The organism is Rhizobacter sp. (assembly GCF_031412495.1).
Lineage (GTDB): Bacteria > Pseudomonadota > Gammaproteobacteria > Burkholderiales > Burkholderiaceae_C > Schlegelella_A.
Genome location: NZ_JANODC010000250.1, coordinates 1 through 7,875, shown reverse-complemented (window position 1 = coordinate 7,875; position 7,875 = coordinate 1). Strand labels below are relative to the sequence as shown.

Annotated in this window: 7 protein-coding genes and 2 pseudogenes; 8 read left to right on the top strand and 1 reads right to left on the bottom strand. The window is 71.5% G+C overall.

The annotated features are described in order from the left end of the window. From AC30N0_RS09615 to AC30N0_RS09580, 8 genes and pseudogenes are all read left to right on the top strand, one after another. Nucleotides 1-210: pseudogene (locus tag AC30N0_RS09615) on the top strand (ABC transporter permease); the annotation flags it as partial. Continuing rightward, on the top strand, nucleotides 207-971 hold the full coding sequence (locus tag AC30N0_RS09610; protein WP_489517702.1) for an ABC transporter ATP-binding protein: 765 nt from the start codon (nucleotides 207-209) through the stop codon (nucleotides 969-971). The pseudogene AC30N0_RS09615 and the gene AC30N0_RS09610, both read left to right, overlap by 4 nt. Beyond that, nucleotides 964-1,665, top strand: a complete 702-nt coding sequence (locus tag AC30N0_RS09605; protein ID WP_489517701.1) for an ABC transporter ATP-binding protein — start codon at nucleotides 964-966, stop codon at nucleotides 1,663-1,665. Before AC30N0_RS09610 ends, AC30N0_RS09605 begins: the two co-directional genes overlap by 8 nt. Nucleotides 1,666-1,728: 63 nt before the next feature. Then, nucleotides 1,729-3,189, top strand: a pseudogene (locus AC30N0_RS09600) (hydantoinase/oxoprolinase family protein); the annotation flags it as partial. Continuing rightward, a complete protein-coding gene (locus AC30N0_RS09595; protein WP_489517703.1) occupies nucleotides 3,181-3,774 on the top strand; it encodes a hypothetical protein in 594 nt (197 codons plus the stop codon). The pseudogene AC30N0_RS09600 and the gene AC30N0_RS09595, both read left to right, overlap by 9 nt. A gap of 335 nt (nucleotides 3,775-4,109) precedes the next feature. Then, a complete protein-coding gene (locus tag AC30N0_RS09590; protein ID WP_489517700.1) occupies nucleotides 4,110-5,819 on the top strand; it encodes a hydantoinase B/oxoprolinase family protein in 1,710 nt (569 codons plus the stop codon). A 4-nt stretch (nucleotides 5,820-5,823) separates the two neighbouring features. Beyond that, the gene (locus AC30N0_RS09585; protein ID WP_489517699.1) at nucleotides 5,824-6,066 is read left to right on the top strand and encodes a DUF1289 domain-containing protein; all 243 of its coding nucleotides are present in this window, start codon (nucleotides 5,824-5,826) and stop codon (nucleotides 6,064-6,066) included. Beyond that, nucleotides 6,063-6,707 carry a 2-hydroxychromene-2-carboxylate isomerase gene (locus AC30N0_RS09580; protein ID WP_489517698.1) on the top strand — a complete coding sequence of 215 codons (645 nt, stop codon included), beginning with the start codon at nucleotides 6,063-6,065 and terminating at the stop codon, nucleotides 6,705-6,707. Before AC30N0_RS09585 ends, AC30N0_RS09580 begins: the two co-directional genes overlap by 4 nt. A 61-nt stretch (nucleotides 6,708-6,768) precedes the next feature. Here AC30N0_RS09580 and AC30N0_RS09575 read toward each other — a convergent pair. After that, nucleotides 6,769-7,875, bottom strand: a 1,107-nt coding sequence (locus AC30N0_RS09575; RefSeq protein WP_489517697.1) for a VC_2705 family sodium/solute symporter, incomplete at its 5' end; no start/stop codon positions are given.

Sequence of the window (7,875 nt, the reverse complement as noted above, 5' to 3'; positions counted from 1 at the left end):
GGCCTGGTGATGGTGCTGCTCGGCGGCGTGCAGGCCGTCTCCGGCCCCTGGGTCGGCGCCGCGCTCTTCACCTGGCTGCAGGACACGGTGGCGCGCCAGACCGACTACTGGCGGGCCCTGCTCGGCCTCGTCATGTTGGCGCTGGTGCTGGTCTTCCCGCTCGGCGTCGCCGGCGGCCTGAAGCGCATCTTCATCAAGGAGCCGACGTGACGGCGCTGCTCGCGGTGCAGGGGCTGAGCAAGGCGTTCGGCGGCGTGCACGCGGTCGAGGACGTGAGCTTCGGGCTCGACGCCGGCGAGATGCTCGCCCTGATCGGGCCGAACGGCGCCGGCAAGACGACGCTCTTCAACATGGTCGGCGGCCAGCTCGCGCCCGACGCCGGTTCGGTGCGCCTCGGCGACACCGAGCTGCTCGGCCTGCGCCCCGACGCGATCTGGCGCCTCGGCGTCGGCCGCACCTTCCAGATCGCCGAGACCTTCGCCTCGCTGACGGTGGTCGAGAACGTGCAGCTCGCCCTGATCTCGCACGCCGGCGGCCTGCTCGGCTGGTGGCGGCCGGCGCGGGCGCAGCTGCGCGACGAGGCCGTCGCCCTGCTCGACAGCGTCGGCATGGCGGCGCAGGCCGACCGCGCCACCAGCGTGCTGGCCTACGGCGACGTCAAGCGCGTCGAGCTCGCCATCGCCCTGGCCAACCGGCCGCGCCTGCTCCTGATGGACGAGCCCACCGCCGGCATGGCGCCGCGCGAGCGCAACGAGCTGATGGCGCTGGCCCGGCGGCTGGCGCGCGAGCAGGGGATCGGCGTCCTCTTCACCGAGCACAGCATGGACGTCGTCTTCGCCCACGCTGACCGCATCGTCGTGCTCGCCCGCGGCGAGCTGATCGCCGAAGGACCGCCGGCCCGGGTGCGGGAAGACGCGCGGGTGCGCGACGTCTACTTCGGCGGCGGCACGACCTTCGCGCTCCATGCTTGAAGTCCGCGCCCTCGACGCCTGGTACGGCCGGGCGCAGATCCTGTACGGCGTCGGCCTCGGCGTCGCCGCCGGCGAGTGCGTGGCGCTCGTCGGCCGCAACGGGGCCGGCAAGTCGACGACGATGAAGGCGATCATGGGCCTGGTCGCGCGGCGCCGCGGCGAGGTCGTCTTCCGCGGCACCGACATCTCGGCCATGCCGCCGTACCGGATCGGCCGCCTCGGCCTCGGCTGGGTGCCCGAGGACCGGCGCATCTTCACCGACCTCACCGTGCGCGAGAACCTGTCGGTGGCCCGGCAGCCGCCGCGCGACGGCGCGCCGACGTGGGACGAAGCCAAGCTCTACGCGCTGTTCCCGAACCTCGGCGCGATGCCGGACCGGCCGGGCGGGCGGATGAGCGGCGGCGAGCAGCAGATGCTGACCGTCGCCCGCACGCTGATGGGCAACCCCTACCTGGTGCTGCTCGACGAGCCGTCAGAGGGCGTCGCGCCGCTCATCGTCGAGGAGATGGCGCGCATGATCACGGCCCTGAAGCGCGCCGGCGTCGCCATCCTGCTCTCGGAGCAGAACCTGCACTTCGCGCGGCTCGTGGCCGACCGCGCCGTGGTCCTGGAGAAGGGCGAGGTGCGCTTCGACGGCAGCATGGACGCTTTGATGAGCGACGAAGCCCTGCAACGCACCCACCTGAGCCTGTGAGCCGATGAGCCGCACGGCCGTTCCGAAGGCGAATGCCGGAGCGCGAAGCGCGAAGGCTTCCGTATGAGCCGGATCGCGGGCATCGACGTCGGCGGCACCTTCACCGACCTCGTCTTCGTCGACGACGCGACCGGCGAGGTGCGCCTGGCCCAGGTACCGACCACCGTCGACAACCAGGCCTTCGGGGTCCTCGCCGCGCTCGACGCGGCGCGCGTCGATCCGGCGTCGCTCGACGCCATCGTGCACGGCACGACGACGACGACCTACGCCATGCTCGAGCGCAAGATCGCGCGCGTCGGCCTGATCACGACCCGGGGCTTTCGCGACGTCCTCGAGCTCGGCCGGCGGACGCGGCCGACGCCGTACGGCCTCAAGGGCCGGTTCGTGCCGCTCGTCGAGCGGCGCCTGCGCCTCGAGGTCGACGAGCGCGTCGACGCCCAGGGCCGCGTCCTCGTGCCCCTCGACGAGGTCGGTGTGGCGGCGGCGGCGCGGGCCCTGCTCGAGGTCGGCGCCGAGAGCGTGGTCATCCACTTCCTGCACAGCTACCTCAACCCCGACCACGAGCAGCGCGCCGCGCGCATCGTCCGCTCGCTGTGGCCGAACGACTACGTCACGGCGGGGCACACGGTCGTCGCCGAGTACCGCGAGTACGAGCGCGGCACGACGGCCGCTGTCAACGCGGCGATCCAGCCGGTCCTGCACCGCTACATCGCCCGCCTGCAGGGCGAGCTCGCCGGCCGCGGCTTCACGCGCGAGCTGCTCGTCATGCAGGGCAACGGCGGCACGGTGGCGGCGTCGGTGGTCGCCGAGCGCGCGGTTGCCACGGTGATGTCGGGGCCGGCCTCTGGCGTCATCGCCGCCGCGGCAACGGCGATGCAGGCCGGCTCGCGGCCGGGCGAGTTCGGCAACGTCGTCACCTACGACATGGGCGGCACCTCGAGCGACGTTGCCCTCGTCCTCGGCGGCCTGCCCTCGGTCTCGAGCGACCTCGAGCTCGAGTACGCGATGCCGATCCACGTGCCGATGGTCGACGTGCACACCATCGGCGCCGGCGGCGGCTCGATCGCCTCCGTCGATGCGGCCGGCATGCTGCGCGTCGGGCCGGAGAGCGCCGGCGCGACGCCGGGCCCGATCTGCTACGGCCGCGGCGGCACCCGGCCGACGATCACCGACGCCAACCTCGCCCTCGGCCGGCTCGACCCGGATCGCCTCCTCGCCGTGGAACGCGCCGTCTCGATGCAAGCGCTGCGCTAGGCGCTGGTCGCGCACGTCGGCCGCCCGCTCGGCTTGGACGCCACGGCCGCCGCCGCGGCCATCGTCCGCGTCGCCAACGACAAGATGGCCGGCGCGATCCGGATGGTGAGCCTGTCGCGCGGCCACGACCCGCGCGACTTCGCCCTCTTCGCCTTCGGCGGCGCCGGGCCGCTGCACGCCGCCGCGCTCGCCCGCGAGCTCGGCATCCCCAAGCTCCTGATCCCGGCCCGACCGGGCCTCACCAACGCGCTCGGCTGCGTCGTGGCCGACCTGCGCCACGACTTCGTCGCCACGGTGAACCAGCCGCTGGAGGCGATCGCCGAGGCGCGCATCGGCGAGGTGTTCGCCGCGCAGATCGCCACCGGCCGGGCCCTGCTGGCGCGCGAGAACGTCGCCGTGGAGGCCGTCGTCACGCGGCACCGCGCCGACATGCAGTTCCAGGGCCAGAGCCACATCCTGCCGGTGCCCATCGCCTCGACCGCGATTTCGCTCGCCGAGCTGCGCACCGTCTTCGCCGCCGCCTACTGGCAGCGCTTCGGGGTGGAGCTGCCGGAGATCCGGCCGGTGCTCGTCAACCTGCACACCGCCGTGATCGGCCAGCGCAAGCCGGTGTCGCTCGCCGCCTTCGCGTCCACCTCCGCACGCGCCACGCTCGCCGAAGCCCGGCGCACGACCCGTCCGGTGTGGTTCGAGGGCGGCTGGGTCGACACCCCGGTTTACGTGCGCGAGCACCTGCCGCGCCTCGCCCGCTTCGACGGCCCGGCGATCATCGAGCAACTCGATTGCACGACCGTGGTGGAGCCGGGCAACCGGGTCGAGGTGGATTCGATCGGCAACCTGATCGTGAGCGTGTGACGCTGTCGTGTTCGGCGGGCTCGGGATCGGGAGGGCGGGGTACTCCACTGCGCTCATGTCCCCCGGCGACCGACTGCGTCGCTCGCCTCCTCCTTTACTACGCTCCGTGGAGCACCCCACCCTCCCGATCCAACCCGTTGTCGCGCGCAGTACAAGACGACCGGTCCGGGGGTGGGTGGGGGGTGGCCGATGGAGCGATGTGAAGGAGGAGGTCCGCGGCGTTCACGCCGCGGACCGGGGGACATGAGCGCAATCGGCCACCCCGTGCCCGCCGCCGCAAGCCAGTACGGATCCCGACGAAACAAGGAAGAGTCCCAACAGCCAGAATCGCAGCCATGACCCCGCTCGATCCCATCACGCTCTCGGTCCTGCAGAACGGCCTGATGCAGGTCTGCAACGAGATGGACCTCGCCTTCGTGCGCGGTGCCTTCAGCCCGGTGATCGCCGAGGCGCTCGATCGCTCGGACGGCATCTACCACCGCGACAGCGGCGAGCTCATCGCGCAGGGCGAGCTTGGGCTGCCGGTCTTCGTCGGCACCATGCAGTTCACGGTGCAGGCGGTGATCGAGCGCGTGAACCGGCTGAAGATCGCGCTGCATCCTGGGGACGTCTTCATCGTCAACGATCCCTATCTCGGCGGCACGCACCTCATGGACGTCAAGTTCGTGCAGCCCTTTTTCCGCGACGGGCGGCTCTGGTGCTGGCTCGCCAACACCGGGCACTGGCCGGACACCGGCGGCATGGTGCCGGGGGGCTTCTCGGCCAATGCCACCGAAGTCGAGCAGGAGGGCCTGCGCCTGCCGCCCGTGAAGCTCTACAAGCAGGGCGCGATCGACGAGGAGATCCTCGCCATCATCCTGTCGAACATCCGCATCGCCGACCAGCGCATCGGCGACATCAAGGCGCAGTCGGCGGCGCTCGCCACCGGCGAGAAGCGCCTGGCGGCGCTGCTCAACCGCTACGGCGACGCCACCGTCGACGCCGCCGTCGTCGAGCTGAAGCGCCGCGCGGCGCGGCAGATGCGCGAGAAGATCGCCGGGATCCCGGACGGGGTCTACGACGGCGAGGCCTTCGTCGATTCGGACGGCATCGTCGACCAGCCGCTGCGGATCGCCATGCGCATCACGAAAACCGGTGGCGGCGACGTGGCGCAGGCGGCGCTCGCCTTCGACATGAGCGGCTCGTCGCCGCCGTGCAAGGGGCCGATGAACAGCGTCATCGCGACGACCAAGTCGTCGATCTACCTGGCCGTCAAGCACGTCTTTCCGGAGGCGGCGATCAATGCCGGCACGTTCGAGCCGCTGCACATCGTCGAGCCGGAGGGCACGTTCCTCTACGCGAGGTACCCGCGGCCCGTCTCCGGCTGCGCCGCCGAGGTGAGCCAGCGCATCGCCGAAGCCGTCTTCGCCGCGCTCGGCAAGGCGATCCCCGAGCAGCTGTTCGGCGCCCCGGCCGGGACCAGCGGCAACCTCGGCATCGGCGGCTTCGATCCGGAGAAGCAGCGCGCCTACGTGATGTACGTGATCTCGGGGGGCGGCTACGGCGGCAGCCCGGCCGGCGACGGCATCTCGAACGGCTGCTCGACCATCGGCATCTCGAAGACGACGCCGATCGAGATCATGGAGCAGCTCTACCCGGTGCTGTTCGAGGAGTACTCGCTGCACGAAGGCTCGGGCGGGGCCGGCGAGCACCGCGGCGGCTTCGGCGTCAACTACCGCATCCGCCTCGTCCGCGGCGACGCCCGCGTCTCGATGGTGATGGACCACGGCCGCGCCGGCCCGCCAGGTGCGCAGGGCGGATCGCCCGGTGGAGTCAACACCGTCGAGATCATCCGCGACGGCGTCTCGTACGTGCCGCCGCATCTCTCGAAGGACCAGGACATCGAGATCCATGCCGGCGACGTGATCGCCGTCTCGACGCCGGGCGGCGGCGGCTTCGGCCCGGCAGCGGCGCGGCCGCGCGAGGCGGTCGCGCGCGACGTCGCGCTCGGCTACTACCGGGCCGATGAAGCCGCGCGCGCCTTTGCCGCCGCCGCGCCTGAGTGAGGGGATGAGCAGCGCCCCCGTTCCGAGCCCCTGCACCCAGGTCTGCACGATGGACCCGGCCACGGGCCTGTGCACCGGTTGCCTGCGCAGCCTCGACGAGATCGCGACCTGGGGCAGCCTCGACGACGGCGGCAAGCGCCGCGTCTGGGAGCGCCTGGCCCTGCGCCGGGACGGGCTGGCAGGTCGCGGCCTCGACCCCGAACGCACGTCCGCCGCTCCGCTGGCAGGAAAAAATAGAACGCCGTGAAGCAGCTCGACTTCTGGTTCGACCCGGTCTCGCCCTTCGCGCACCTCGCCTTCAAGCGCCTGCCCGAAGTGCTCGTCGGCATCTCGTACACCATCGCCTATCGGCCGATCGTCTTCGGCGTCCTGCTCAAGCACTGGGGCCACAAGGGCCCGGCCGAGATCGAGCCGAAGCGCGCCTGGACCTTCCGACACGTCCACTGGCTGGCGCACCGGGAAGGCGTGCCGCTGGCAACGCCGGAGCGACATCCGTTCAATTCGCTCGCGCTCTCGCGCCTGGCCTGGGCCTGCGCGCCCGAGGGGCAGACGCCGGGCCGCTGCGTCTGCGAGGCGGTGCTGCGCCATGCCTGGCAGGGCGACGGCGCCGACGCCGAGGACGAGGCCCGGTACCTCGCCTTGCGCGACCGGCTGCAGCCGCGCCGCGACTCCCGGGGCGCCGAGGCGAAGCAGGCCTTGCGCGCCGCCACCGACGATGCGCTCGCGCGCGGCGTCTTCGGCGTGCCGACGATCGGCGTCGACGACAAGCTCTTCTGGGGCTTCGACGGGCTGACCATGGCTGCCGCCTACCTGCGCGGCGAAGCCTGGTTCGATGCCGAGCACTGGCAGCGCGAGGGCGCGCCGCGCGCCGGCGTCACCCGGACCTAGCCGGCCATGAAAAAGGCCCCGCTCTTTCGAGCGGGGCCTTCCAGGAAAGAAGGTGCCGGACTCAGGCCGCCTTCAGCTCCGGGTAGCGCACGTGCTCGACCAGATCCTGGGTGTCCTTGCGCGGCTGGCCAGTGAGCAGGCTGACGATGATGATCACCGCGAAGCCGACCGGCACGCCGAACAGGCCGGCCGAGATCGGCTGGATGCCCCACCAGAGCTCGATCGGCGAGGTGACGCCGAAGACGCCGCGCAGCCAGACCTGCGTCGTCATCATGTAGTAGAACGTGACGCTCAGGCCGGCGACCATGCCCAGCGAGGCGCCCCACTTGTTGGCGCGCTTCCAGAAGATGCCGAGCACCAGGGCCGGGAAGAAGGCTGCGGCCGCGAACGAGAAGGCCGCCGAAACCAGGAACAGGATGTCCGCCGGCTTCTGCGCTGCCACGAACGCCGCCGCGATCGCCACCACCACCAGAAGCGCCTTGGAGATCGCCACGCGCTTGGAGGCCGCCGCGTTCGGGTCGATCATCTTGTAGTAGAGATCGTGCGACAGGGCGTTGGCGATGGTCAGCAGCAGGCCGTCGGCAGTGGAGAGCGCCGCTGCCAGGCCGCCGGCTGCCACCAGCCCCGAGATCACGTAGGGCAGGCCGCCGATCTCCGGCGTCGCCAGGACGATGATGTCGCCGCCGATCCGCATCTCGTTGAGCTGGAAGATGCCGTCGTTGTTGACGTCGGCCACCGACAGCAGGGTCGGGTCGACCGCGGCCCAGTTGGCGATCCAGGCCGGCAGCTGCGTGAACGGCGTGCCGACCAGCACGTTGAACACCTCGTACTTCACCAGGACCGCCAGCGCCGGCGCCGTGAAGTAGAGCAGGAAGATGAAGAACAGCGACCAGGTCACCGACTCTCTCGCCTGCCGCACCGAAGGCGTCGTGTAGTAGCGCATCAGGATGTGCGGCAGCGCCGCCGTGCCCACCATCAGGCAGAAGACGAGGGCGAGGAAGTTGCGCCTCGACTCGTTGTAGGTCTTCTGCTCCGCCGGCGTGCCGTCGGGGTTGCCCGCATAGATCTGCGCATGGTTCGGCATGCCGGCGAGCGGCGCCGACCGGGCCGTGTTCGTGGCCTTTGCCGCCGTGTAGGCCTTGCGCGCATCGGCCTCGTTGGCCGGAAG

Coding starts and splice junctions, on each gene's coding strand:
- AC30N0_RS09590 (WP_489517700.1), top strand. CDS start 4,110: ATGACCCCGCTCGATCCCATCACGCTCTCGGTCCTGCAGAACGGCCTG.
- AC30N0_RS09585 (WP_489517699.1), top strand. CDS start 5,824: ATGAGCAGCGCCCCCGTTCCGAGCCCCTGCACCCAGGTCTGCACGATG.
- AC30N0_RS09605 (WP_489517701.1), top strand. CDS start 964: ATGCTTGAAGTCCGCGCCCTCGACGCCTGGTACGGCCGGGCGCAGATC.